Origin of the sequence: Streptomyces rishiriensis, assembly GCF_030815485.1 — a bacterium.
Lineage (GTDB): Bacteria > Actinomycetota > Actinomycetes > Streptomycetales > Streptomycetaceae > Streptomyces > Streptomyces rishiriensis_A.
Genome location: NZ_JAUSWV010000003.1, coordinates 100,857 through 125,949, shown reverse-complemented (window position 1 = coordinate 125,949; position 25,093 = coordinate 100,857). Strand labels below are relative to the sequence as shown.

The following is a 25,093-nucleotide window of genomic DNA, read 5'->3' as shown; positions in this document are numbered from 1 at the left end:
TCCGTTGCCGTCGGTGGGCCTGCCGGACCGTCGGCGGGCCTGCGTACCGGTGCTGCTGTGTCACCGTCGTCGGGTCGGTGTGGCTGGTGCTGCTGTGCCTGGGCCGGGTACTGCTGTGGCTGCCCGGGGCTGCGTGCAGGCCTGCGGATGGCGGGGTGTTCTGTTTTCCTGGCCGGGTGTTCCGGTTTTGCGGTGGGTGTCGGTTCGGTGGGTGTCGGCCGGTCCGTTTCCGGTGCCTGGCGCCGGTTCGGCGGGTGGGTGGTGGGTGGGTCAGCTGACGGGGGCGGGCTGGGCGGGCTGGGCGGGTGGGGTGGGTTGCTGGGCGAGGTGGTGGGCGCGCAGTTCGGCGTCGACGGCGGCGCCGCGGGCGCCGGTGAGGTCGACGGAGGCCAGGACGGAGGGCATCACGACGGAGGGCAGTACGTGGCGCAGGAGGGCGTTGACGCGTTGGGGGAGGTCTTGGTGGTCGCTGACGGCCTGGGACATGGCCTGGACGCCGGCGAAGGATCCCACCATGACGTCGGCGGTCTCGACGGCGTCGACGTGGGGGAGGAGTTCGCCCTGGGCCTGGGCTTTTTCGAGGAGTTCGCGGGAGATCTGCGACCAGCGCAGGAAGGGTCCGCTGCGGTCGATGCCGAGGGCCTGCTGGTCGAGGGAGAGGCGTACGCCGGCGCGGACCATGGCGTCGGTCTGCAGGCGGTGGGCGTGCAGCATGACGGTGTCGACGAACTGCTGGATCTTGCAGTTGCGGTCGGGGATGGGCAGCAGTTGGTCCTGTTCGTGCAGGACTCCCTCGGCCAGGTGTTCCTTGGAGGGGAAGTGGAAGTAGAGGGCGCCCTTGGTCACTCCGGCGGTGGTGAGGATCTCGCTGATCGTGGCGGCCTGGTAGCCGTGTTCCTCGAAGACCTTGGCTGCTGCCGCGAGGATGGTCTGCCGGGTCCGGATCGCCCTGTCCTGCTTCACCACGTTCGGTCTCCCTCTGTTCTTTGAGCCCGAAGACCCATTAAAAAAACCGCCCAGTTTGTATCTTACAGGTGGTTGGGGTTCACGGACCCCTTGCGGATGTACGGCGTTCAATGAATTGTCTCGATCTCGATCCAGCGCGGTGGCGCGCGGAAGGCGGGGAGGGTGGCGGTGGCGGGGGCGGTGGTGAGCCGGTCAGGAGGCGGCCGAGGGGGGCCGGCCGGGAGGGCGGGGCGCCGGGCGCGTGGCCGTCCGCGGTCACCGCGAACGGCCGGGGCGCGGCCCGCGGCAGGCCCGCGGCAGACCCGCGGCAGGCCCGATGCGGGCCGGGTGCGGGCCGGTTGGGGCCTGCTGTGGGCCGGGTGCAGCCCGCGAGTGCCCCGATGCGGGCCGGGTGCGGGCCCGGGTGCGGGCCGGTTGGGGCCTGCTGTGGGCCGGAGGCGGCCCGCGAGTACTTCCGATGCGGGCCGGATGCGGGCCGGGTGCGGGCCGGTCGGGGGCCGGGTGCGGGCGGGGTGCGGGCATGGGGAAGGCGGTCTGTGGTGATGTCGGGAGAGGGGGCTGGCGTGATTTTGGTGACGGGGGCGACGGGGACGGTGGGGCGGGAAGTGGTGGGCCGTCTGGCGGCCGGGGTGGGGGTGCGGGTGCGGGTCATGGCGAGGGATCCCGCGAGGGTGGCGTGGGCGGGCGCGGGGGTGGAGGCGGTCGCCGGTGACTACGGGGATCCGCGCTCGCTGGCGGGGGCGGTGCGGGGGGTGGAAACGGCGTTCCTCGTCACCGCGCGTGTGGGCGGCGGCTGTGACGCGGCGTTCGTGGCGGCCGCGCGGGCGGCGGGGGTGCGGCGGGTGGTGAAGCTGTCCGCGGCGGCCGTCACGGACGGGGGGGCCGGTGATCTGATCACCCGGTGGCAGCGCGGGAGTGAGGAGCTGCTGCGTGCCTCGGGGATGGAGTGGACGTTGCTGCGTCCGCGGGCGTTCATGTCCAACTCCTTGTCGTGGGCTGCGTCGGTGCGCGGTGAGGGTGTGGTGCGCGGCCTGTACGGGCAGGCGGCTCATGCCTGTGTGGATCCGGCGGACGTGGCGCGGGTGGCGGTGCGGGTGCTGACCGAGGACGGGCACGCCGGGCGGGCCTACACCCTGACGGGGCCGCAGGCGCTCAGTGCCGTCGGGCAGACGCGGGAGCTGGGCCGTCTCCTCGGTGTGGCGCTGCGTTTCGAGGAGCTGAGCCCTGAGCAGGCGCGCGCCGCTTGGGCCGGGCGTTACCCGCCGGCGGTGGCCCAGGCGCTGCTGGACAGCGCGCAGCGGCTGAAGGCGGGGGCCAAGGCCGGGGTGCAGGACACCGTCAGCAGGCTGACGGGCCGTCCGGCGCGCACCTTCGGGCAGTGGGCCGCGGCGCACATCGCCTCCTTCGGGCCGGTCACCGCCCCGTCCGGGGCGACACCGGACACCGGGCCGCGCCCACCGGACACCGGGCCGCGCCCACCGGACACCGGGGCGGACCCGGCCCCGTAGGCCCGGTGCCCGCCCCCGCGCCCGCCCCCGCCCCCGCCCCCGCGCCCGCGCCCGCGCCTGCGTCCCCGCGACCTCCGCGCCTTCGCATCCTGCGCCTTCGCTCCTGCGCCTGGTTACCTCCGCGCTCAGCTTGCCGTTGATGGTCCGCCGTCGAACGAGGGCCGAACCTGTTTTGGTGTTTTCCCAGTTCACCAGCTGTGTGAGGGGCTGCGGGTCGATCCTGTGCTGAGCGACAGCGCAGTACGAAGGCCGGGCGCCGTGGCGCCCGGCGGGACGCCACCGGCGGCGACCGGCTCGGGATCGTGGGGCTGGTCGGGCAGGAGGTTCAACGGGACGCGTTGACGGTGGTGGCGGAGTTCCGCTCGGAGTTGTACGCGTGCCTGACCGCGCGGAGCGGTGCCTCTGCTCGCGTTGTGCGACGCGTTGGTGTGCACCGACGGTCCGGTCCGCACCCTCACCTACCTGGCGCTCGCTCCCGGGCAGCGGCGCGGGCGGGCCGAGCAGTGGCGGGACGGGGAACCCGAAGGGCTTGGTCGTGTTGGCGCCCCGCATCGCGCACCTCCTGGCCGGCCTGCCCGTGGAGGTCCTGGGCCGGCTCCGCTCGGAGCGGGTGATGCGCAAGCCGGTGCCAGTGCCGTGGGTCTGGCCGCCGCAGGGCGGTCGTCCCCCAAGCACGGCGGCGCCCCTTCGCGGGGGATCTCCGCCGGCCGTGGGAGAGGCCAGCGGAACCGAACGGACTCACCCCTGCCAGGGTCCGTCGGGGTTCAGGAACCTGTGGGCGAAGACGGGCACGCCAGCCGGTGCACCGAAACCCACACGCCCTGGCCCCGGCCGCCCTCTCGGCTCGAAGAACCGGCGGCCCACCACCCGCCACGAGGGCGGACGGCGGACGAGTCCTCGCCACCGGCGAGTCCTGCGCCCGACCCGCACACCACGAGGTCGGCGCCGAACCCCGACGAACTGGCCAACGAGAAGGCTGAGCTGCCAGACGATGTTGGATAGCGCCATGGTGAGACGCAGGAAAGCGAAGAAGAAGGGGCCGGTCTTCGGCGTTCCGAAGGGGATCGTCCTGCTGGCGACGCCGGAGGGCTGGCGCACCGGCGTCCTCACCGGGGAGGGCGGAATGCTCTGCGGGCGCCTGGACGTGCCGATCAGCACCGGCCCACAGGACGCGCGGGTCGCAGCGGCTGTGATGGTGACGGAACTCGCGCGCGACTTCCACGCCACCGACGTCGAGGTGAACTGGGACCCGTCCCGGGAGCCCTGGTCATGGACCGCGCAAGTCACCCTCACCGCCGAAGACGAGCCGGCTTCGCCGGACGCCGGAGGTTAAACGGCAGGCTCAACGCGCCCTTTGCACCTGCACGCCCAGCACGCCCAGCACGCCCCGCATCCTGCGCCTCGTCACATCCGCGATCAGCTCAACGCGCCTCCGCGCCTCCGCGCCTCCGCGCCTCCGCGCCTCCGCGCCTCCGCGCCTCCGCGCCTCCGCCCCTCCGCCCCTCCGCCCCTCCGCCCCTCGGGTGTCGCTGGCGAGAGCCTGCTGCGGCGGGGGTTCGTCGCGGTCTGTTTCGGGTGCGGGCCGCTGCTTGTCTGCTGTGTGCCCGTGTGGGGCGGGGGAGGGGGCGTGCCCGTGTGGGGGAGGCCCGGCGTGCGTGCGCCCGCGCTCGGGGCCTCGCGGTGAGCGGTGCCGCTGTCACGGCGGAGCGGGACGCGGGTGTCCCGTCACTGCCCCACAGCACGCAACGCATGCGTTGCGTGCTGTGGGGCAGTGACGGGCACGGCCTGCACGTGCGGGATGCCGGTGTGCCGGTGTGCCGGTGTGCAGGCGGCGCTGCGGGCGGACAGGGGAGGTCCGGCACGGCGAGAGGGCTGCGCCGGCCGGTGCCTCACCGCGTGAGCGGTGGCGCCGTCATGGTGGAGCGGAACGCGGGCGCCGCCGCGGGGCGGTCACCGCTGCGGACGGGGCAGGGACACCGGGCCCCCGCGGCGCATGAACCTCGCGCCCTGTGCGCCCGCGCGGTCCGCACCCGTCCTTCGCGCCCCCGCGGTCCGCACCTCGCGTCCTTCGCGTCCCGCGGTCCGCGCCCGTCCGCGCCCGTCCGTCCCGCGGTGCGTGTCCGCGTGCCGGGGGCCTGCCGGGCGGGGGGTCATATGGTGAGCGGTGCCGCTGTCACGGTGGAGCGGAAGACGGGGGTGCCGTGCTGGTGGGCGGTGACGAGGACGGCGGGTTGGGGCCGGGCGGGGGTGCGGGCCAGGCGGCGGGCCTCGATCAGGCAGGGGGCGTCGAGTTCGGCGTATCTGGTGAACTCGCTGGTGATGCCGAGCGGCAGGGTGCAGTGGCCCAGGACCGCTGTGGTGGCCTGGCGGGCGGCTTCCAGCAGCACCATTCCGGGGACGTGGTCGACCGGGTGGTCGAAGAGGATGGGGTGGGCGGTGTCGGCCCGCAGCTGCCAGCGGTCCGGTTCGCCGATGGGGGACAGGACGACGTCCATGGGGGAGACGCGGCCGACGTTCTGGGGCGCCGCCGGGGCGGTCAGGGGCAGCGGGCGCTGCATGCTGCCCGCCCGCTCGCCGCGCAGGCGTTCGTAGACCTTGGCGGAGGTGCAGGTGAAGGTGGCGCCTCCGGTGGCGACGAGGTGGCCGCCCCGGCGGATCACCGCCTCGTAGTGCAGGCCGGCCAGCTCGCCGCGGCGGCGCTTGACGTTGCTGCAGGAGATCTCCAGTTCGACCGAGGCGGGCGCGTCGCCGACGCGCAGCTGCGCCGGCTCCACGGCGACGGAGAGGTCCCACATGAGGAAGTGGTGGTCGAGCGGGACACCGAACTCCGCGTGGGCCAGGAGCGATCCGGCCTGCCGGATCGTCTCGGCGGCGATCAGCGGGTCGTGGCAGCCGTCGACGGCGGCGAAGAAGCTGTGCCCGCGCGGCCACTGGGCGAAGACGGTGAAGTGCTCGTCGTCCACGCGCGCCCAGTCGGTCAGCATCACCTCGGCGACGCTCGCCCGGTGGACGAGTTCCTTGGGGACGGTGGTGGTCAGCGACCGGAAGAGGAGGGCGCCGGTCCCCGCCAGGGGGATGGGGCCGCTCTCGGTGCGCAGTGCGCCGGATACCGCGCCGTTCATACGGAACGTGCTAGCAGACATGGGTCCCCCTGAGTGCCTTGGCTGGAATGTGAGTGGCAGATCCCTCAGAACAGCGAAGATACATACCACCCGGTTTAATTTCTAGAAGGAACGCCCCACTCCAGTCCGGTGATAAATGGAGTGAAGTATTCCCAAATGTATGGATGATCACCGGGCGGCCCCGGTGACCTCCCCCGTCCCCCGGGTCCCGCAGGCCCCCCGTCGGCGGGCCGGCCCCGCCCCCGCCGGCCGGCCGGGACGCCCCGTGTGCCGTATCTCAAGCGATCTCAAAGCCGTTCTTGAGTGGCCTGACCGACCGTGTCAGCAGGCCCGAGAAAGGGGGACCGCTCGGATGAGGACGGAAGAAGCCCTGATCAGGGTGGAGCGAGGCCGGCCCGACGAGGCGGAACTGGCCGCCGTGGTCGCGGTACTGCTCGCCCTGCAGGCAGGTGCGCAGCGCACGGCCGGGGAGCCTCCGGCCGCCCGGATGCGCTGGTGGCGCGGGCCGGACGCCTACACCGCGCCCGACAGCTGGCGCTGACGTGCGAGGGAATCCCCCGGATTCCCTCCCCACCAATAGAAACCGCTTAGGCGGTTTGTTAAGATGCTCGACGGACCCGGGGCGGGACCTCCTCGGCCTTGCCCCAGGAAGGCACCTGACATGGCGACGACGACTGCCCTGGCACCGATCGAACCGGGGCCCACCGATATACGCGGGCGCGTGGCGGAACTGCACAGCATCCGCGAGCAGGCGCTGGCCGGACCCGGCGAGCGGGCGACGGCGGCCCAGCACGCCAAGGGCAAGCTGACCGCCCGCGAGCGGATCGAACTGCTCCTGGACCCGGGCTCCTTCCAGGAGGTCGAGCAGCTGCGCCGGCACCGCGCGAGCGGATTCGGCCTCGAGGTGAAGAAGCCGTACACGGATGGTGTGATCACCGGCTGGGGCACGGTCGAAGGACGTACCGTCTTCGTGTACGCGCACGACTTCCGGATCTTCGGCGGCGCACTGGGCGAGGCCCACGCCACGAAGATCCACAAGATCATGGACATGGCCATCGCCACCGGAGCCCCGCTGGTCTCGCTCAACGACGGCGCCGGCGCCCGCATCCAGGAGGGCGTCTCCGCGCTCGCCGGCTACGGCGGCATCTTCCAGCGCAACACCCGCGCCTCCGGCGTCATCCCGCAGATCTCCGTCATCCTGGGCCCCTGCGCGGGCGGCGCGGCCTACAGCCCCGCCCTGACCGACTTCGTCTTCATGGTCCGCGAGACCTCGCAGATGTTCATCACCGGCCCCGACGTCGTCCGGGCCGTCACCGGCGAGGAGATCACCCAGAACGGCCTCGGCGGCGCCGACGTGCACGCCGAGACCTCCGGCGTGTGCCACTTCGCCTACGACGACGAGGAGACCTGCCTGGCCGAGGTGCGCTACCTGCTGTCCCTGCTCCCGCAGAACAACCGGGAGGCCCCGCCCCGGGTGCCCGCCGCCGACCCGCCCGCCCGCCGCGCGGACCGGCTCCTCGACCTGGTCCCCGCCGACGGCAACCGCCCCTACGACATGGCCCAGGTCATCGAGGAGATCGTCGACGACGGCGAGTACCTCCAGGTCCACGAGCGCTGGGCCCGCAACATCATCTGCGCCCTGGCCCGCCTGGACGGCCAGGCCGTCGCCATCGTCGCCAACCAGCCCCAGGCCCTGGCCGGCGTCCTGGACATCGAGGCGTCGGAGAAAGCCGCCCGCTTCGTCCAGATGTGCGACGCCTTCAACATCCCGATCCTCACCCTGCTCGACGTCCCCGGCTTCCTGCCGGGCGTCGACCAGGAACACGGCGGCATCATCCGCCACGGCGCGAAACTGCTCTACGCCTACTGCAACGCCACCGTGCCGCGGATCTCCCTGATCCTGCGCAAGGCCTACGGCGGCGCCTACATCGTCATGGACTCCCAGTCCATCGGCGCCGACCTGACACTGGCCTGGCCGACCAACGAGATCGCCGTGATGGGCGCCGAAGGCGCCGCCAACGTCATCTTCCGCCGCCAGATCGCCGAGGCCGAGGACCCCGAGGCCATGCGGCAGAAGATGGTCAAGGAATACCGGGCCGAGCTCATGCACCCCTACTACGCGGCCGAACGCGGCCTGGTCGACGACGTCATCGACCCCGCCGCGACCCGCGAGGTCCTCATCCGCTCCCTGGCCATGCTGCGCAGCAAACACGCCGACCTGCCGTCCCGCAAACACGGCAACCCCCCTCAATAGCACCACGTTTGGTGGGAGCCGCTGGTGCCGGTGCGGTGACGCCGGCCTGCCGGCCTCCCGTTTCTCAGGAGAACGCACATGGTCAAACAGGAGCGAGCGGCCCGCACCCGGCATGCGCTGATCCAGGCCGCCGCCACGGTGTTCGCCGAGGAGGGATTCGTCACCGCATCGCTGAGCACCATCAGCCGGCGGGCCGGGGTCAGCAACGGAGCGCTGCACTTCCACTTCGCCAACAAGCACCTGCTCGCCGAAGCGGTCGAGGCCGGCGCCGCCGAGGCCGTCCGCCGCATCACCGAGGCCGCCCAGGCCCGCCAGGGCGGCTCATCCCTGCAGTCGGTGGTGGACGCCACCCACGAGCTGATGGGCAGCCTCGCCCACGACAGCGTGGTGCGCGCCGGCTTCGGACTCGCCGGCGACCTCGCACGCCGGCGGGAACCCTCCCCGCGCACCCAGTGGCAGCACTGGGTGGAGGACGTACTGCGCCGGGCCGAGCACGGCGGCGCCCTGGCGCACGGGGTGTCCGCCGCGGACGGCGCCCGCGTCATCGTCGCCGCGACCGCAGGCCTCGAAGTCCTCGGCGGCCAGGACGCCTCCTGGCTGTCGCGGCAGACCGTCACCGGCTTCTGGGAGGTGCTGCTGCCCCGGCTCGCCGACCGCCGCGACCTGGACGCCCTGGTGAGCGCCGGCTCCCAGCACCCCCCCGCCGTCCCCCCACGCTGAACGCCCCCCACCCCCCACGAGCACTCCGCACAGGAACACCCCGCGCGGGGACGGTCCGCGCAGGAACACCCCGCGCAGGAACACTCCGTGCAGGAACGCCCCGTTGACGGTCCGTGCAGGAACACCCCGCGCAGGAACACTCCGCGCGGGGACGGTCCGTGCGGGAACACTCCGTGCAGGAACACCCCGTTGACGGTCCGTGCAGGTCAGCCCCGAACAACAAACAGACCGTACGGTCTGTCGACTGGCCCGGCGCGGGGGTGCGGAGCCCGTTTTCCCTCCCTCTCCGGGTTCCGGCTCGGCCGCGTAACGGGCCACCGGACCCGTGAATTCCGCCCCGCGCGGGGGATTCCGCCCGATCCGGGGCGGTATGCTTCCTCCTCGAGAGAAGAAAATACAGGATGTGCGGTTTGATATTGACAGACCGTGCGTGCTGTTCTTAGCCTTGGCAGGGCGCCGGACCGGCAACTGTCGACGGCCACCAGGCATCTGTCGACGGCCACCCAATGACCGGAGCACTCGGGCAAAAAACAGGGGAGATCGAGTGGACATCGAGATACTCGGCGCATTGGCCGTACAGGAGAACGGGGTCTCCATCACGCCGACGGCTCCCAAGCCCCGTCAGGTCCTGGCCCTGCTGGCGCTGCACGCCGACCGGGTGGTGTCCGTCTCCGACCTGATCGAGGAGCTCTGGGGCACCACCCCGCCGCGCAGCGCCCGCACCACCTTGCAGACCTACGTCCTGCAGCTGCGCGAACTCATCGCCGTGGCCCTGGACAAGGACGGGCACGGCGGGCAGCAGGACGCCGACGGCACGTGCGCGCGGCGCACCGCCAAGGAAGTACTGCTCACCATGCCCAGCGGCTACCTGCTGGCGAGCGGCGGCGGCGACAGCGACGTGCGCACCTTCGAGCGCCTCTCGGGCATGGGATACCGGGCCATGGACGCCGGCGACTTCCCCGGCGCCGCACGCCAGCTGCGCGAGGCACTCGCCCTGTGGACCGGCACCGCCTTCGCGGACGTACAGACCGGCGAACAGCTGGACATGGAGATCAAGCGTCTCGAGGAGAACCGGCTGTGCGCACTGGACCAGCGCATCGAGGCCGACCTGCGGCTGGGACGCCACCGCGAGCTGCTGGCCGAGCTGACCGTCCTGGTCAACCGCTACCGCACACACGAGAGCCTGCACGGCCAGTTCATGCTCGCCCTGTACCGCTCGGGACGGCGCGGCGAGGCACTGGAGGTCTACCAGCGGCTGCGCGCCACCCTCGTACGCGACCTCGGCCTGGAGCCGTCCGCGGGGCTGCAGCGCATGCAGCGCTCCATCCTCACGGCCAGCCCCGAGCCCGCACCGGTGGCAGCCGGCACCGCCAAGGAGCGCCTGGTACCCACCAGTTGAGCCACCGCACCGCTTCGGCGGGGCTCGCGCCCGGCCGGGTGACACCCGGCCGGACGCAAGCCCCGCCGAAGCGGCAGCACGCCGACAGGGCCCACGGCAGAGGGACGACACCCAAGACGGCCCGCCCCGCCGCCCCGCCCGTGCCTGCACGGTGAGACGGATGAGAGGGACACACCCCGCACCCGCACCCGCACCAGCACCAGCAGCAGCGGGAGCGGGAGCGGGAACGGACAGCGGCAAGTCCCGGGAGCCGCACGGCGATCGCGCCCGACGCGGCCCGCGGCGAGGACCGGGCGCCGCCCGCCAGGAGCCACGGCACCGCCGGCTCGACGACCCGCGGCGCCCTGAGCCGTTCACCGGACGCGACGCCTTCACCGGCGACGCACACCCCGGTCCGCTTCCGCCTCAGCCGCCGGGCCGGACGGAACTGCCGGACCGTCCCAATTGCCGGGACTGCCGGGGCCGTTGGGGCAGGCCGCGCGGCCGTAGGCTCTGTCCGCGTGCAGATGCCGGGACGTGAAGTACCGGCCCGCCCGGGGACCGTGTCCCCTTCGGTGTCCTTCGGTGTCCTTCGGTCAGGAACTCCCGCCCCTTTGCTGCCGTGTTGGGTGCCGGCCGGGTCCCGGCGAGGAGGGGCAGCCGGTCCGCGTCCGACGTGATGCGCATCCCCAGAGCCCGGCCCGCCCCGGCCCGCGCTGCCTCCGACTTCTTCTGTGTGCTCACGCCTCCTCCCTTTTTTCAGCCCGGAAACGGGCCGTGCCGAGCAAGGCGTCGACTGGCTCGGCGAGGCATCGCCGTCCGGGCGGTGCGGCACGGCTTCGTACAGGCTGCCCCTGACGCCTGACGCCTGACGCCTGACGCCTGACGCCTGACGCCTGACGCCTGACGCCTGACCTGACGTCCGACGTGGGACTCCTGATGCCTGACGCCGGACGGATCAGGAGCCGGCGGCGGCCGGCCGGCCACAGCGGCGGGCCTTGGATGTCCCGAAGCGGCAGCGGCAGCCGGCGCCAGGCCCGCATCCCCCGGGACGCACATGCGCGGCCGGGCCGAGCGTTCCGGCAGGCGTGTCCCGTCGCTCCGTCGCTCCGCCGCTGCGGGGCCGCGCCCCCGACGGCGGCCGTCATCAGCGGCCCGCGACCTTCCCGCAGTCCGCCCGCGACGATCCCGCTCCACGCCTTCCCGCCCCCTGCCGGAGCGGGCGACCGCCCACCGCGCAGGACAGGTCCCCGTCCGCCCGGCCTGCACCGCGCGGGCCGGGCGTGCCGCAGGCACCGCGGGGGCCGTCCTCGAAACGGCTCGCCGCCGGCCGGCGCGTGGAGCAGCCGCGGTGAAGGACGCCGGGGCCGACCCGGCCGGCCCGCCGCGCGGAGGCGCGCATTCCGAGCATTCTCCACAAACGGAATTCGCTTGAACGGTGACCGGAAAGAGTCCCCTGTGATAAGCCGGACGCGCTTCGCTCCAGCCGCAGTTCACCCATTCTTGAGCCGCTCCAGCAGCCGTTCATCCCTTCTCGAGTGGATCGATTTACGGGCCACGGTATCCAGTTGAAACACCCTCAAACTCCGGTCGAGGAAAGCCGGGCGTGGCGTGATTCCCGCTAGTGTGCTTATGGCGATGAAATTCAGCCACGAGAGGAACTCGACGAGGTACGGAGGAACGCAGTGAAGATTCAGGTTCTGGGTCCGTTGAGTGCCGAGGTCAACGGGGGGTCGATTGTCCCGACGGCCGGTAAGCCGCGGCAGATTCTTTCTCTGCTCGCCCTCTATCCCGGACGGGTGATGCCGGTCCCCATGCTCATGGAGGAGATCTGGGGCACCGAGCCGCCGCAGAGCGCTCTCACCACTTTGCAGACCTACATCCTCCAGCTGCGCCGGCGCCTGGGCACCGCGATGGGGCCCGACGCCCCCGGCGCAGCCAAGGAAGTGCTCGCCACCCGGCACGGCGGCTATCTGCTGCAGATACCGCCCGAGAGCGTCGACGTGCACGAGTACGAAAGCATGGTCACGGAAGGGCGGGCTGCTTTCGAGGCCGGGGACGACGAGAGATCGGCCGACCGTTTCCGCCAGGCCCTGGACCTGTGGCGCGGCCCCGCGCTGGTCGACGTACGGGTCGGGCCGATCCTCGGGATCGAGGTCATGCGGCTGGAGGAGAGCCGGCTCGGCACCGTCGAGCGGCGCATCGACGCCGATCTGCGGCTCGGCCGGCACTCCGAACTCATCGCCGAGCTCGCCGAGCTGACGGCGCGCTACCCGCAGCACGAAGGGCTGCACTCGCAGGCCATGGTGGCGCTGTACCGGTCGGGGCGGCAGGCGTCGGCCCTGTCCATCTTCCGCAAGCTGCGCATCCGTCTGATCGAGGAACTGGGCGTCGAGCCCTCACCGCAGGTGCAGCGGTTGCACCAGGCCATGCTGGCCGTCGACCCGCAGCTGGATGTCGCCGCAGGACTGCGGCGCACCTCGACCTTCGACCTCTATGCCGCCTGAGACCGGCCGGAGCGGGGGCTCGAGTCGTCCTCAGAAGCGGTGCGCGGACCTTCGCTCGCGAAGCGCTTCAGCACTGTGACCGGACATGCCGGCCGGTGAGCCGGCCGGCGCGGCCCCCCGCGTGCGCACAGGGGCCTGCCCGGCCCCGCCGCACACGGGGGGCCGGGCAGCACACGGGTAGCACCGGCCCGCGGCCCGCGGCGCGGGGCGCGGGGCGCGGGGCGCGGGGGCAAGGTGACGACAGGCGAGGAAGCCTGCCTCCTTCCCCTGCCTTGCCTGCCTCCGGGCCGTCTTCCCGCCTCCGGGCCGCCGGCCGCGCCGAACGGGCGCTCGCGCTGTCCGGGACGAAGGCTCCCGGCGCCACCCCTGCCCGCGAAGCCGGCGCCGGGCGGGCCGGCGCGGCGGACGCCGGCCCGCAGGCCGCGGGGCATGCCGCCGCGATGCGGGCCGCGGTGCGGGCCGCGGTGCCGATTCGGCGAGCGCCGCGGCCCGCACCCCGCCACCAGTCCGGCGCTGTCCTTCGTCACGGACCGGCGCGGCGCACGGTCTCCCGGCCCGCCGGATCGGCGTCCGGCCCGCCGCCCTTTTTCCGGTCCGCCGGACCGACTGCCGGCCGGACGGCTGACGTTTGCGTCACTGCCGCTTCTTTGAATGACGGTATTCGTGGAGCAGGGGACGGAAAGCAGGCGGAAATACCCAATACCCAATGGCCAGTGCCCAATGGCCACTGGCCATTGGGCACTGGCCATTGGCTTCTGGTCATTTCCGCTGGCCTCTGGCCTCTTCGGATGTCTTACCGGGTGGGGCGGGCGATGGGGCCGGCCGTCGGTATTCGCATTCTTTTCTGCGAACCCCGTTCTGCGGGAACGGAAAGAATCTTCGCGTGACGTGCGGGAAGACCTCGCATGCCGTCCGGTGTCTCCGGGTGTCCCGGTCCTTTCGGCGTGATGGTCATCGGCGGCGGCTTTGCCGGTGCGACCACCGCGGGGCTTCTCGCGCGGTGCGGACGCCGTGTTCTCGTGCCCGGTGTCGAGTGATTCCCCCGGCGCCGTGCCGGGGAATCACCTGCCCCGGGTTCGTGACCGCCGTAGGAGAAGAACGGGCCCGGCGTGGGCTGCGTCAGCCGCCCTGCCGGTTGCCGGCGCTTCCTGCCAGGGCGGGGCCATGACGTGAGTGGGTCGACCGTGTCGACGGGGCTGGGACGAGGTGCTGGGCGTCGTGGACAGGGCCGATTGCGGTACGGCAATCAGGGCTGCACCGGGTGGCGGCCACGGTGTGCCGTGACGGGGCCGGGCGGATCCTGGTCCACCGCCGTCCCGATGACGTGTCGCGCTTCGGCGGGGCAGTGCAACCGGCCGCTGGGCGGGGCCGGGGGAGGCCGGCGAGCCGTACGGGGACGCCGCGGCGCGGGAGCTGTCGCCCGAGAACTCGGTGTCGGGGGGTGCGCCCGCGGTTCGGGCTCGGGTTCCGGTGCGCGGGCGTGATCAGCCCTTGCCGGCTCGCTCTGCACGAGTGTGCGGTGCGCCGTCCCGTGCATCCCGACCCCGCGGGGAGTCGCCTGGCACGCCTGGCTGACGCGGGACGAGCCGGCCGGCCCGATGCCTCACGAGGCGTTCGCCGCGGACGCTCGTGAGGCGTTCAGCCGCTACCGTGCCCTGTCCTGGCCGGCGGCGGGCCGGTGAGCGGCGCTGCCGCGTGCGCCGTTGCCCGCCGCAGCGGACGGCGGCGCGCTGAGGGCGCGCTGCCTGACGCGCTGGGGCGGGCAACCTGACGCGCTGTCCGGCGCGCTGGGGCGGGCTAGTTGACGGGCTCGGGCTCGGCCGTTTCCCGGCTCCCGGGCAAACCCGCCGGACCGGCCGGGGTCTTGACGGATTCGAGCAGGAGCTGGGAGACGTCGACGACCTGGACGGTGTCCTTGGCCTTGCCTTCGTTCTTCTTGCCGTTGACGGAGTCGGTGAGCATGACGAGGCAGAAGGGGCAGGCGGTGGAGACGATGTCGGGGTCGAGGGAGAGGGCTTCGTCGACGCGTTCGTTGTTGATGCGTTTGCCGATGCGCTCTTCCATCCACATGCGGGCGCCGCCGGCGCCGCAGCAGAAGCCGCGTTCCTTGTGGCGGTGCATCTCTTCGTTGCGCAGGCCGGGGACGCTGGCGATGATCTCGCGCGGGGGTGTGTAGATCTTGTTGTGGCGGCCGAGGTAGCAGGGGTCGTGGTAGGTGATGAGGCCCTCGACGGGGGTGACGGGGATGAGTCTGGCCTCGTCGATGAGGTGCTGGAGCAGCTGGGTGTGGTGGATGACTTCGTAGTCGCCGCCGAGCTGCGGGTATTCGTTGCCGAGGGTGTTGAGGCAGTGCGGGCAGGTCGCGACGATCTTCTTCGCGGACTGCGGCTTCTTCGATTCCTGGGTGGCCTTGCCGTCGTCGTCGAGTTCCTCGCCGAAGGCGGTGTTCAGGGCCATGACGTTGTCGGTGCCGAGTTCCTGGAAGAGGGGTTCGTTGCCCAGGCGGCGGGCGGAGTCGCCGGTGCACTTCTCGTCGCCGCCCATGATCGCGAACTTGACGCCGGCGATGTGCAGGAGTTCGGCGAAGGCCTTGGTGGTCTTCTTCGCGCGGTCCTCCAGGGCGCCGGCGCAGCCGACCCAGTACAGGTACTCGACGTCGGTGAGGTCGTCGATGTCGCGGCCGACGACGGGGATGTCGAAGTCGACTTCCTTCGTCCATTCCAGGCGCTGTTTCTTCGCCAGGCCCCAGGGGTTGCCCTTCTTCTCCAGGTTCTTGAGCATCGTGCCCGCCTCGGAGGGGAACGCGGACTCGATCATGACCTGGTAGCGGCGCATGTCGACGATGTGGTCGACGTGCTCGATGTCGACGGGGCACTGCTCGACGCAGGCGCCGCAGGTGGTGCACGACCACAGCACGTCCGGGTCGATGACGCCGCCTTCCTCGGCGGTGCCGACCAGCGGGCGTGCGGCCTCGGCGAGGGCGGGCGCGGGCACGTTCTCGAGCTGCTGCGCCGTCGCCTTCTCCTCGCCCTCGGCGGTCTTGCCGCCGCCGGCCAGGAGGTAGGGGGCCTTGGCGTGGGCGTGGTCGCGCAGCGACATGATCAGCAGCTTGGGGGAGAGCGGCTTGCCGGTGTTCCAGGCGGGGCACTGCGACTGGCAGCGGCCGCACTCGGTGCAGGTGGAGAAGTCCAGCAGGCCCTTCCAGGAGAACTGCTCGACCTGGGAGACGCCGAAGACGTCGTCGTCGCCGGGATCGGTGAAGTCGATCGGTCTGCCGCCCGACGTCATCGGCAGCAGGGCGCCCAGCGCGGTGGCGCCGTCGGCGTTGCGCTTGAACCAGATGTTGGGGAACGCCAGGAAGCGGTGCCAGGCCACACCCATGTTGGTGTTCAGCGAGACCACGATCATCCAGATGAACGAGACGCTGATCTTGATCATCGCGACCAGGTAGACCAGGTTCTCCAGCGTGGCGGCATCCAGCCCCCTGAACGCGGGGACCAGCGCATAGGAGACCAGGTACGCCGGTTCCCAGTGCCCGACGCCCGCCAGGGCGCCCTCCAGACCGCGCAGCGTCATGATCGCGAGGCCGATGGTGAGGATGACGGACTCGATGAAGTACGCCTGGCCGGACTTGGAGCCGGTGAAGCGGGACTTGCGGCCGGGGCGCGCGGGCAGGTTCAGCTGCCGGATCACGATGAGCACGGCGATGCCGGCCACCGTCAGGGTGCCGATCACCTCGACGAAGAGCTCGTAGGGCAGCCAGTGGCCGAGGAACGGAAGCGCCCAGTCCGCCTCGAAGAGCTGGCCGGTGGCGTTCACCAGCGTCACGATCAGGGTGTAGAAGCCGACCGCCACGAACCAGTGCGCCACACCGATGACGCCCCACCGGTTCATCCGCGTGTGGCCGAGGAACTCCTTCACCACCGTCACACTGCGCCGGTAGGGGTGGGCGGTCCGGCTGCCGGCGGGCACCGGCTGGCCCAGCCTGATGTGGCGGAACAACTCGCCGATGGCGCGGACGAACAGTGCGCTGCCGACGATGATGAGTGCCAGCGAAACGATGATCGCGGCGAGTTGCATGGGCGGGCTCCTCGAACCTGCGAGAGCGAATCTACTAAGCGGTAACTTATGGGTCCGGGTCTGAGACTACCCACTCGGGGCCCCGCAATGAAGCCGGGATCACCGTGAGCTGTGTCGCCGCGCCCGCCGTGCCCGCGGCCGCCCCGGCCCGCTACCGCCCGCCCCAACACCGCGCCGGGCAGGCCCGGTTGCCGCCGGCGCCGCCCGGCGGGCCGCCGCCCGGCACCAGGGCGCTCCAGCCGGAATCGAGCGCCGCTCGAGGAACCCCCGGCCGGGGGGCGACGCACCCCGCTCCTGTCACCCCGCCCGCACGCGGGCCGCTCTCAGCCCGCTCTCGAGCGGCACTTGAGGAGGTGCGGCCACTCTTGGATCCCACCCCGTGCGACCAGGGGCACAGGTACAGGAGGGCGCCATGTCGGACCAACAGCCAGTGCGGCTCTACTGTTTCGCGCACTCCACCGGGGGCGAGTCGCTCTTCGAGCGCTGGCCGGCGAGCGCCGGACCCGGCGTGGAGGTGGTCCCGGTCTCCCTGCCGGGCGGCGACCGGCGCCGGTCCGAACCCCGGGTGAGCACCCATGAGGCGCTGCTCGCCGATGTGCTGCCCCTCTTCACCGACCCCCACCCCGGCCCGTACGTCCTGTACGGGCACGGCCTGGGCGCGATGGTCGCCCTGAGCGTCACGCGCGCCCTGCACGAGGCCGGCCTGCCCGGCCCCGCGCTCCTCGCCGTCGGCGCCCACTCGCCGCCGCAGGCGTACGCCGGGCTGCCGGACGTGCGCGGGGCGACGGACGCCGAACTGCTGCGGGTGCTCGGCGGCAACGGCGCCGTGCCGCCCAGCAGCGACGAGGGGATCCTCCTGCGCGCCATGCTGCCGGTGCTGCGCGCCGAACTCGAACTCGCCCGGGCCCTGGACGAGGCGGCCCGCAGGCCCTCCTGCGCCGGTCCGCTCACCACCGCGCTCCTCGTCGTCGCCTCACAGGACAACCCGCTGGCACCGCCCACGGTCGCCGACGGCTGGCGCCAGTGGACCGTGGGACCCGCCTGGACCCGCACCGTCCCCGGCCGCCACTTCTTCGTACGCGGCGGCCGCGAACTGCCCCGGCTCCTGGGCCGCGCCTGCCGCGTCACCCGCCGCCTGGCCCAGCAGCCCGCGCCCGTCGGCTGATCCGCGTGACCCGCACGCCCGGGGCGGCCCACCGCGCCCGCACGCCACCGGACCCCCGGCCGGCCCGCGGCCCGCAGCCAGCGGTCCGCGGTCCGCTCATGATCCAGCGGTTCTCGTGCGGCCGTCTGAAACCTGTAGGTGTTCCGTCCCCGTCCCCGCCGGCGCAATGTGAAGAGAGGTGTTCGGATGTCTGGTGAGCGTGTCGACAGAGCGACGCACACGGTGCACGTGGCCGCGCCCGCCGGCGTGGTCTACGCCGTGCTGGCCGATGCGGCGAAACTGCCGCTCTGCTTCTCCCCGAGCGTCCATGTGGAGCGCCTGGAGAGCGACGGCGACCGAGAGCGCCTGCGGATGTGGTCCCTCCTGGACGGGCAGCTGAAGTCGTGGACCTCCTGGCGGCACCTGGACCCCGTGCAGCGCCGCATCGAGTTCCGCCAGGAACTGCCCGCCGCCCCGCTGAACTCGATGGGCGGCACCTTCCACGCCCGCTCCCAGGGCCCGCACCGCACCGAGCTCGAGCTGCTGTACGACTTCAGCGTCAGCAGCGACCTGCCCGAGACCGGGGCGTGGGCATGGCGCGTCGCCGACGCCAGCAGCCGCACCCAGCTCGCCGAGCTCAAGAGCTTCGCCGAACGGTGGACGCGCCTGGACGACCTGGTCCTGACCTTCGAGGACTCGGTGCGCGTCAACGGCCCGGCCGAACTGGTCTACGACTTCCTCTACCGGGCCGGGGACTGGCCCGACCTGGTCCCGCACGTCACCCGGGCCGACCTCACCGAGGACGCGCCCGGCGTGCAGCGCCTGACCACGCAGACACTGACCGAATACGGCTCGCACACCACCGGCTCGGTGCGGATCTGCTTCCCGCACGCCGGACGCATCGTCCACAAGCAGACCGCGCCCCACACCCTGCTGGAGGCCCACACCGGCGAATGGTCCGTCGTCCCGGACGAGTCCGGGGTGACCGTCATCGCCCAGCACAGCGTCGTGCTGCGCGAGGAGAACATCACCGCCGTGCTCGGCGAGCACGCGGGCCTGGCACAGGCGCGCCGGCACGTGCGCGAGGAACTCGGCCGGGACAGCCGGGCCCTGCTCGCCCACGCCAAGCGGCACGCGGAAAGCGCCGTGCGCATGCTGTGACACCGCCGCACGCACCCGCACGGCACCCTCCCGGCCCGCCGCGCGGACGCGCGGGGGCACGCGGGGGCACCGGCTGCCGAGCGAAGGTTTGCGCGGGCGCGCGCAGCGGACACCCGCTGCCGCGCCCTGCGCCGTGCCCGCGCCCGCACGGGCAGCCCGCGGGCTCGGGCACCGCTCGGGCACCGCTGCACACCCGCTCGGGAAAACGGACTTCGGGCGCTACCGCCACTAGCGTGGCCAACCCGACCGTTGTGGACTCCCGCGGACCAGGAGGCGCCCTGCAGGACCACCCGAACACCACGGCCCCGGCACACCCCGCACCGCGCCCGCCCCGCACCGCGCCCGCATCCCGCCGGACACGCACCGTCCGTCACGCTCCAGGACCGGACCCGGCAGGCCCAACCACCGGCACGGCGCCCGGCCCCGTCCTCACCGGGGCCGGGCGAGCGCCACCTCGCAGCCCGTACAGCGCCCAGAGAAAGGAGAGAGGGGAACGCGCCGGCCCCAGCGGGCCGCACCCCCCCGGACACGCATGACTGTTTCCCGCTCCTCGCGCGAGGCGATCTCCGTGGTCGTCGCCCCCGGGCCCGCCCCGTACGCGGCCCCGTGGGACCTCGAGCTGCGCGGGCCCCTCGACCCCGCCGCCCTGGAACACGTCCTGGGCGAACTCACCGCCCGCGAACCGGCCGGGACCGTGCCCAGGCACCGGCTGCTGCGCCACGGCCCCGACCATCACACGCTCCGGTTCACAGCGACGCGGGAGACTGCCGCCGCCACCGTGGTGGGCCGCATCGCCGACCTGCTCACCGAACCGCGCGCGGCCGACCACCCGCTCACCCCCGCCCAGTACGCACTCCTCACACCCGCCGCCGGACACGGCTACGAGGCGGTGTCCATCGAAACGGCCGCTCCGCTGGACGCGGCCGCGGTACGCGAGGCGCTGCACACGGTCCTGGCCGCCCACCCCCAGCTGCGCTCCCGCCTCGACCCTGCGGGCGACCGACTGACCGGGCAGCCCATGACCGCCGGCACGGCCGCCGACAGCCCCGCCGACGGGACTGTCGCCAGGGCCGGGGCCGAAACCCGGTCCGCACCTGCGGACGGGGTGGGAGCCGGGACTGCGGACGGGTACGGCGCCGAGGTCCGGGCCGAGGCTGCGGACGGGGCCAAGGCTGCGGCCGAGGCTGCGGACGGGGCCAAGGCTGTGGCTGGAGAGGGGGTCGAGGCCGGGGGCGTCCAGGATCCTTTGGCGGAGGGGGAGTTCAGCGACGAGGCCGGCTTCGCCGCAGCGGTCGCCTCGGTCGGCCGCACTCTCGACGCGTACCGGGGCGTCCAGCTGCGGGCCCTGCTCGCCAGGGACCACCGTCCGGCAGGGCCGCGTGCCGACCGGCTCGCCGTGGTCGTCCATGAACTCGCCGTGGACACCGCGTCCTGGCAGATCCTGCTCGACGACCTGACCGCCGCCCTCGGCGCGGCCGCGCCCGCGGTTCCGGCGCGGCCGAAGCGTGCCCCGGACGGCCTGGCCGACTGGGTCACCGGACTGCGGGAGCTGGCCCGCGACCCCGCCGAGGTCCGCCACTGGACCTCCGTCGCCGAGCGCAGGTCCCGGGCGCTCGGCTCCCGCCGATCCGCACGGGCATCCCGGCCCGGCGACAGGGCCGGCACCGTCTCCGCCGACACGCAGGACACCGCACCCGGCACGATCCTGCACACCGGCCCCGCCCATGACCCCGGCCAGGGCTTCACCCACGACCGCGTCCAGGGCCCCGGCGGCCAGGGCTTCGCCCAGGACCCCGGCCAGAACCCCGGCCAGGACCCCGGCCAGAACCCCGGCCAGAACCCCGGCCAGAACCCTGGCCAGGACCCCGGCCAGGGCTTCGCCCAGGGCCCCGGCCGGGACCGCGCCCAGAACCCCGGCCGGGACTGTGCTCTGCGTTTCGTTCTGGACGAGGACGGCACCGAGCGGATCACCCAGGGCCTGGCCCAGCGGCTCGCGCTGACTGCCGGGCAGCTCCTGACCGGGGTGTTCGCCCTGGCCCTCGCCCGCTGGCAGGGCGCCGACGACATCAGCCTCGACGTCCGCAGCGACCCCCGGCCCGGCCACCAGGGCCTGGAGCGGCACGTGGGCCGGCTCACCGACCTGCACCCGGTCCACCTCACCCTGGAACCCGGCCTCGACCCCCTCGGCCAACTGGCCGCACTGTCCGGCCCGCTGGCCGCCGCCGCGGGCCACGCCGCGGGCGGCGCGGGTTTCGGGGCCTGCCGTGAATGGAGCCCCGACCCGCTGCTGCGCAATGCCCTGCGCGAACTGACGCCCGCCCAGCTCTGCCTGCACCTGCACGCTCCGGGCGAGCTGCTGCCCGGCTCCGCGCACGGCAGCGCACCGCACCGGCCGGGCCGGCCCGCGCACCCCGTCGAGGCGCACGCCCGGATCGCCGGCGGCAGGCTGCACATCGGCCTCGAGCGGGTCCACGACCTCACCGAAGACATCACCGACACCTCTGTCGCCGCCCTCGCGGACCTGCTGCGCGACCTGCTGACGCAGCTGGCCGACGCCTGGGCCGCCCCCATCCCGTCCCTCTTCCCGGCCACCCCCCAGCAGGTGGCGCTGTTCGCCGGCGGCGACGCACAGCCCGGCACCGGCCGCCACGTCGAGCAGCTCGTCTGGGTCTGGCACGGCCCGCTCGACCCGGAACGCTTCACCACGGCCTGGCAGTCGGTCTTCGACTGCGAAGCGGTGCTGCGCACCGCGTTCACCGGCGGCCCCGAACCGCAGCTCATGGTGCACAGCAAGGTCACCGCCGACATCACCCACCGCATCCATCGCGGCGACGACTGGCAGCCTCTCCTGGAACGCGACCGGCTGCGCGGCTTCGACCTGCGCTGCCCCGGAGCGCTGCGCCTGACCCTGCTGGAGACGGAGCACACCGCGCCCGACGGCACCGCCCCGCCCACCCGGATCGTGCTCACCTACCACCGGGCGCTGCTCGACACCTGGAGCGCGCACATCCTGCTGCGCGAGTTCTACCGCGCCTATCTCGCCGGCGGCGTCCTGCCCGGTGGCGAGCGCCGCCCCGACCTGCGGGACTACACCGCCTGGATCGCGGCCCAGGACCTGGAGCCCGTACGGGTGTTCTGGGCGCGCTCCGCCCCGCCCGAGACCGCGGCCTCGCTCCCGGGCCGCTCCTCCGGCGGGGCCACGCGGCCGACCGGGGTCGGCCGCGCCCGGCTGCGCCTGGACCCCGCGGAAACCGTCCGCCTCGCGCGCTGGGCCGGCCTGTGGGGCATCGCGGAGAGCAGCGCACTGCAGGCCGTCTGGGCGATACTCATCCACCGCGCCTGCGACGCCGCCGGCCCGGCCCCGGTCTGCTTCGCGGTGAGCGTTCCGGGGCGCGGGATACCGTTCGACGGCGTGGCCCGGATGCCGGGGCCGCTGCGCAACGCGCTGCCCGTCACCGTCGAGGTGGACCCGGCGGGCACGCTGACGGACCTGATGCGGCGCCTGCGCGACCACGCCCTGGACATGGCCGCCTATGAATGGGTCCCCGCCGACCGGGTCCGTGCCCGGGCCCGGCACGGCGCGGGCACCGACCCCGCCGACACCGTCATCGTCTTCGAGGACCCGCCGCATCCGGTGGAAGGCCTGGAGGAGGAACTCGCCGCACAGGGGATACGGGCCGAGTTCTCGGGCACCGTGCCCGCCCGGTCGCTGCTGCCCATCGGGCTGCTCGCCCACCACGACGACGCCGGCGGCCTGGTCCTCACCGGGGTGCACGACCGTGACGTGCTCGACGAGGAGGGCGCTGCCGAGCTGCTGGTGCAAAGTGCCCTGCTGCTGCGTGAACTCCCCTTGTGGGCGGGCGAGTCCACCACCGTCGCGGAGGTCCTGAAGATTTTGCAGGGCAGGGCCGTCCCGCGCATGGCCGACGCTCTCGCCGCCGGCCCCGACACCGCGCTGGTCACCCTGCGCGCCGCGGGGCAGGAACAGGCGGGCACGATCTGCCTGATCCCGCCGCCGGGCGCGGACGCGACCTGCTACGACCTGCTGCCCCACACCTGGGCGGGCCCGCAGGAACTGCTGGTCCTCACCACCGGCGCCGAGGACGCCGGGCCCGCCCTGGCCGCCCGCGCAGCGGACCGTCCCCTGCTGCTCGCAGGGTTCTCCGGCGCGGGCGCCCTCGCCTGCGACATCGCCCGGCGTATCGCGGCCGACGGCGGCCGCCCGCCCCGCGTGGTGCTCACCGGCGCGTTCGCGGACGAGCGGGCGCGCGCCCTCGCACTCGCCCGTGCCCTCCGGGACGCCGCCGCACCGGACGACTGAGACGAACACGCCCTACAGGACGGGCTCCGCAACGCAACGGATCCGGAAGCAGGACGGACGCAGGACGGATCCGGTGCAGGACGGATCCGCAGCCAGGACGGATCCGGAGCCAGGACGGATCCGGTGCAGGACGGATCCGGAGCCAGGACGGATCCGGTGCAGGACGGATCCGCAGCCAGGACGGATCCGCAGCCAGGACGGATCCGGTGCAGGACGGATCCGGAAGCAGGACGGACGCAGGACGGATCCGGAACAGAACGGATCTCAGCCAGGCCCGATCCGGAACCGGACGGATCCGGAAGCAGGACGGACGCAGGACGGATCCGGAACAGAACGGATCTCAGCCAGGCCCGATCCGGAACCGGACGGATCGCAGGACCCGATCCGCAACAGGCCGGAGGCGCAGGCCGGATCCGCAACAGGCCGGAGGCGCAGGCCGGATCCGCAACGGGCCGGAAGAGAACGGATCGCAGGGCGGAACCGGGGCGCCGCGCCACCGGCGTGTCCGTGCCGCGCGGCAGCTTTGCCGCGCGGGCGCACGCGGCAGCTTTGCCGCGCGGCACGGCACAGCCGCTGGAGCGGTCCGCTCCGCTGCTGTTCCGTCGGCCTTCAAGTGCTCCTCGTTCGGGGTCGCACATCGTGGCAGTGACACGGGCGGCCCTCCGCCCGGCCTCGGACGCCCTTCGCTTGGGCCATCAACCATCTGGAGAGTCATGTCCCGTCGTCTTTTCACCTCGGAGTCCGTGACCGAAGGACATCCCGACAAGATCGCGGACCGGATCAGCGACACGATCCTGGACGCGCTGCTGGGTCAGGACCCCGCCTCGCGGGTCGCGGTGGAGACGCTGATCACCACCGGCCAGGTGCACATCGCCGGCGAGGTCACCACCTCGGCCTACGCCCCGATCGCCCAGCTGGTGCGCGACGCCATCCTCGACATCGGTTACGACTCGTCGGCCAAGGGCTTCGACGGGGCCTCGTGCGGGGTCTCGGTGTCCATCGGCGCGCAGTCGGCGGACATCGCCCAGGGCGTGGACACGGCGTACGAGTCACGGGTCGAGGGCGACGAGGACGAGCTGGACCGGCAGGGCGCCGGCGACCAGGGCCTGATGTTCGGCTACGCGACGGACGAGACGCCGAACCTGATGCCGCTGCCCATCGAGCTGGCGCACCGGCTGTCGCGCCGTCTGACCCAGGTCCGCAAGGACGGCACCGTCCCCTATCTGCGGCCCGACGGCAAGACGCAGGTCACCATCGAGTACGACGGCGACAAAGCGGTCCGCCTGGACACCGTGGTGGTCTCCTCGCAGCATGCCTGCGACATCGACCTGGAGTCCCTGCTCACCCCCGACATCCGCCAGGAGGTCGTCGAGCATGTGCTGGGCCAGCTCGCCGACGAGGGCATCAAGCTGGAGACGGACGGGTACCGCCTGCTCGTCAACCCGACGGGACGCTTCGAGATCGGCGGCCCGATGGGCGACGCCGGCCTGACCGGACGCAAGATCATCATCGACACGTACGGGGGCATGGCCCGCCACGGCGGCGGCGCCTTCTCCGGCAAGGACCCCTCCAAGGTGGACCGCAGCGCCGCCTACGCGATGCGCTGGGTCGCCAAGAACGTCGTCGCGGCCGGCCTGGCCTCACGGTGCGAGGTGCAGGTGGCGTACGCGATCGGCAAGGCCGAGCCGGTGGGGCTGTTCGTGGAGACCTTCGGCACCCACACCGTCGCGGTGGAGAAGATCCAGCAGGCCATCGGGGAGGTCTTCGACCTGCGCCCGGCCGCGATCATCCGCGACCTCGACCTGCTGCGCCCGATCTACGCCCAGACCGCCGCCTACGGCCACTTCGGCCGCGAACTGCCGGACTTCACCTGGGAACGCACCGACCGTGCCCAGCAGCTCAAGGCAGCCGCGGACAGCTGAGCTTGACCCC

At 73.0% G+C, this 25,093-nt stretch carries 14 protein-coding genes and 1 pseudogene; 12 read left to right on the top strand and 3 right to left on the bottom strand.

Features of this window, described 5'->3' with window-relative positions; genetic code table 11:
- Nucleotides 1-270 precede the first annotated feature (270 nt).
- Nucleotides 271-966 (bottom strand): ScbR family autoregulator-binding transcription factor, encoded by a 696-nt coding sequence (locus QF030_RS40365; protein WP_307167960.1) that lies wholly within the window; start codon nucleotides 964-966, stop codon nucleotides 271-273.
- 563 nt (nucleotides 967-1,529) lie between these two features.
- Here QF030_RS40365 and QF030_RS40360 point away from each other — a divergent pair.
- The 3 genes and pseudogenes from QF030_RS40360 (at nucleotide 1,530) to QF030_RS40350 (ending at nucleotide 3,807) form a co-directional block, all read left to right on the top strand.
- Entirely contained in the window at nucleotides 1,530-2,474 is a 945-nt protein-coding gene (locus QF030_RS40360) for an NAD(P)H-binding protein (RefSeq protein WP_307167959.1), read from the top strand.
- A 680-nt stretch (nucleotides 2,475-3,154) separates the two neighbouring features.
- Nucleotides 3,155-3,366 (top strand): annotated as a pseudogene (locus QF030_RS40355) (NF041680 family putative transposase); the annotation flags it as partial.
- A 114-nt stretch (nucleotides 3,367-3,480) separates the two neighbouring features.
- Nucleotides 3,481-3,807 carry a hypothetical protein gene (locus QF030_RS40350; protein ID WP_307167958.1) on the top strand — a complete coding sequence of 109 codons (327 nt, stop codon included), beginning with the start codon at nucleotides 3,481-3,483 and terminating at the stop codon, nucleotides 3,805-3,807.
- Nucleotides 3,808-4,624: 817 nt separating this feature from the next.
- On the opposite strand, the gene QF030_RS40345 is transcribed toward QF030_RS40350, so the two are convergent.
- On the bottom strand, nucleotides 4,625-5,617 hold the full coding sequence (locus QF030_RS40345; RefSeq protein ID WP_307167957.1) for a ScbA/BarX family gamma-butyrolactone biosynthesis protein: 993 nt from the start codon (nucleotides 5,615-5,617) through the stop codon (nucleotides 4,625-4,627).
- A 331-nt stretch (nucleotides 5,618-5,948) separates the two neighbouring features.
- Between QF030_RS40345 and QF030_RS40340 the strand changes: the two genes are divergently transcribed.
- The 5 genes from QF030_RS40340 to QF030_RS40320 all read left to right on the top strand — a co-directional run bounded on the left by QF030_RS40340 (nucleotide 5,949) and on the right by QF030_RS40320 (nucleotide 12,455).
- A complete protein-coding gene (locus tag QF030_RS40340; protein ID WP_307167956.1) occupies nucleotides 5,949-6,137 on the top strand; it encodes an acyl-CoA carboxylase epsilon subunit in 189 nt (62 codons plus the stop codon).
- A 120-nt stretch (nucleotides 6,138-6,257) separates the two neighbouring features.
- A complete protein-coding gene (locus QF030_RS40335) occupies nucleotides 6,258-7,850 on the top strand; it encodes an acyl-CoA carboxylase subunit beta (RefSeq protein ID WP_307167955.1) in 1,593 nt (530 codons plus the stop codon).
- 78 nt (nucleotides 7,851-7,928) lie between these two features.
- On the top strand, nucleotides 7,929-8,570 hold the full coding sequence (locus tag QF030_RS40330) for a ScbR family autoregulator-binding transcription factor (protein WP_307167954.1): 642 nt from the start codon (nucleotides 7,929-7,931) through the stop codon (nucleotides 8,568-8,570).
- Nucleotides 8,571-9,114: 544 nt separating this feature from the next.
- Nucleotides 9,115-9,969 carry an AfsR/SARP family transcriptional regulator gene (locus tag QF030_RS40325; RefSeq protein ID WP_307167953.1) on the top strand — a complete coding sequence of 285 codons (855 nt, stop codon included), beginning with the start codon at nucleotides 9,115-9,117 and terminating at the stop codon, nucleotides 9,967-9,969.
- 1,664 nt (nucleotides 9,970-11,633) lie between these two features.
- A complete protein-coding gene (locus QF030_RS40320) occupies nucleotides 11,634-12,455 on the top strand; it encodes an AfsR/SARP family transcriptional regulator (RefSeq protein ID WP_307167952.1) in 822 nt (273 codons plus the stop codon).
- Between the two features lie 1,797 nt (nucleotides 12,456-14,252).
- Here QF030_RS40320 and QF030_RS40315 read toward each other — a convergent pair.
- On the bottom strand, nucleotides 14,253-16,535 hold the full coding sequence (locus QF030_RS40315; protein WP_307167951.1) for a (Fe-S)-binding protein: 2,283 nt from the start codon (nucleotides 16,533-16,535) through the stop codon (nucleotides 14,253-14,255).
- A gap of 412 nt (nucleotides 16,536-16,947) precedes the next feature.
- On the opposite strand from QF030_RS40315, the gene QF030_RS40310 reads away from it, so the two are divergent.
- The 4 genes from QF030_RS40310 to metK all read left to right on the top strand — a co-directional run bounded on the left by QF030_RS40310 (nucleotide 16,948) and on the right by metK (nucleotide 25,083).
- The gene (locus QF030_RS40310) at nucleotides 16,948-17,700 is read left to right on the top strand and encodes a thioesterase II family protein (RefSeq protein ID WP_307167950.1); all 753 of its coding nucleotides are present in this window, start codon (nucleotides 16,948-16,950) and stop codon (nucleotides 17,698-17,700) included.
- 186 nt (nucleotides 17,701-17,886) lie between these two features.
- Nucleotides 17,887-18,840 (top strand): aromatase/cyclase, encoded by a 954-nt coding sequence (locus QF030_RS40305; RefSeq protein WP_307167949.1) that lies wholly within the window; start codon nucleotides 17,887-17,889, stop codon nucleotides 18,838-18,840.
- Between the two features lie 532 nt (nucleotides 18,841-19,372).
- Nucleotides 19,373-23,161: a condensation domain-containing protein gene (locus QF030_RS40300; protein ID WP_307167948.1), complete on the top strand. Its 3,789-nt coding sequence runs from the start codon at nucleotides 19,373-19,375 to the stop codon at nucleotides 23,159-23,161.
- A gap of 713 nt (nucleotides 23,162-23,874) precedes the next feature.
- On the top strand, nucleotides 23,875-25,083 hold the full coding sequence (metK, locus tag QF030_RS40295) for a methionine adenosyltransferase (protein WP_307167947.1): 1,209 nt from the start codon (nucleotides 23,875-23,877) through the stop codon (nucleotides 25,081-25,083).
- Nucleotides 25,084-25,093 lie beyond the last annotated feature (10 nt).

Coding starts and splice junctions, on each gene's coding strand:
- QF030_RS40300 (WP_307167948.1), top strand. CDS start 19,373: ATGACTGTTTCCCGCTCCTCGCGCGAGGCGATCTCCGTGGTCGTCGCC.
- QF030_RS40315 (WP_307167951.1), bottom strand. CDS start 16,535: ATGCAACTCGCCGCGATCATCGTTTCGCTGGCACTCATCATCGTCGGC.
- QF030_RS40310 (WP_307167950.1), top strand. CDS start 16,948: ATGTCGGACCAACAGCCAGTGCGGCTCTACTGTTTCGCGCACTCCACC.
- QF030_RS40350 (WP_307167958.1), top strand. CDS start 3,481: ATGGTGAGACGCAGGAAAGCGAAGAAGAAGGGGCCGGTCTTCGGCGTT.
- metK (WP_307167947.1), top strand. CDS start 23,875: ATGTCCCGTCGTCTTTTCACCTCGGAGTCCGTGACCGAAGGACATCCC.
- QF030_RS40305 (WP_307167949.1), top strand. CDS start 17,887: ATGTCTGGTGAGCGTGTCGACAGAGCGACGCACACGGTGCACGTGGCC.
- QF030_RS40335 (WP_307167955.1), top strand. CDS start 6,258: ATGGCGACGACGACTGCCCTGGCACCGATCGAACCGGGGCCCACCGAT.
- QF030_RS40330 (WP_307167954.1), top strand. CDS start 7,929: ATGGTCAAACAGGAGCGAGCGGCCCGCACCCGGCATGCGCTGATCCAG.
- QF030_RS40345 (WP_307167957.1), bottom strand. CDS start 5,617: ATGTCTGCTAGCACGTTCCGTATGAACGGCGCGGTATCCGGCGCACTG.
- QF030_RS40340 (WP_307167956.1), top strand. CDS start 5,949: ATGAGGACGGAAGAAGCCCTGATCAGGGTGGAGCGAGGCCGGCCCGAC.